The organism is Arhodomonas sp. KWT (genome assembly GCF_010993615.1).
In genome coordinates, this window is the sequence record NZ_WNXE01000659.1 from 1 (window position 1) to 935 (window position 935).

Sequence of the window (935 nt, forward strand, 5' to 3'; positions counted from 1 at the left end):
GCGACGGACCACGCCCTCATGGCGCGGGCGATCCGGCTCGCGCGCCGGGGCCTGTACACCACGGACCCGAATCCCCGCGTCGGCTGTGTGATCGCCCGGGCGGGCGAGATCGTCGGTGAGGGCTGGCACGAACGCGCCGGCGAACCCCATGCCGAGGTCCACGCCCTGCGCGCGGCGGGCGCCGCGGCACGCGGGGCCACGGCCTATGTCACGCTGGAGCCCTGTGCCCACCACGGCCGCACCCCGCCCTGCGCGGACGCGCTCGCGGAGGCGGGCGTGGCGCGGGTGGTGGCCGCGGGCACGGACCCGAACCCGGTGGTGGCCGGCGGCGGGCTCGAGCGCCTGCGCCTCGCCGGCGTGGAGACAGCCGCCGGGCTGATGGCGGAACAGGCGCGGGGACTGAACCCGGGCTTCCTCCGGCGCATGGCCGAGGGGATGCCCTGGGTCCGCGTGAAGCTCGCCGCGAGCCTCGACGGCCGGACCGCGATGGCCTCCGGCGAGAGCCGATGGATCACCGGGGCGCCGGCCCGGCGCGACGTTCACCGCTGGCGGGCACGCAGCAGCGCCATGCTCACGGGCATCGGCACGGTGCTCGCCGACGACCCGGCGCTCACCGTCCGCGACGTCGACGCGCCGGTGATGCAGCCGGCGCGCTACGTGATCGACCCGTCCCTGCGACTGCCGGAGGGGGCCCGTCTGGTCGCCGACGGCGGCGGCGTTACGGTGTTCTGCAGCTGGCCGGACGATGCCCGGGTGGCCTCCCTGGAGGCGGCGGGCGTCCGCGTGGTGCCGCTGCCGCCGGACCCGCAGGGGCGCCCCGTGCTGACCGCCGTGCTCGCTGCCATGGCCCGGGACGGCGTCAACGAGGTGATGGTGGAGGCGGGGCCGACCCTGGCCGGCGCGGTGGTCGCCGCCGGCCTCGCCGACGAGCTGAT

1 protein-coding gene is annotated in these 935 nt (G+C 77.6%); it reads left to right on the forward strand.

Annotated elements, in window-relative coordinates:
* Positions 1-935, forward strand: a 935-nt coding sequence (gene ribD / locus G7A99_RS21515; RefSeq protein ID WP_163143963.1) for a bifunctional diaminohydroxyphosphoribosylaminopyrimidine deaminase/5-amino-6-(5-phosphoribosylamino)uracil reductase RibD, incomplete at both ends; no start/stop codon positions are given.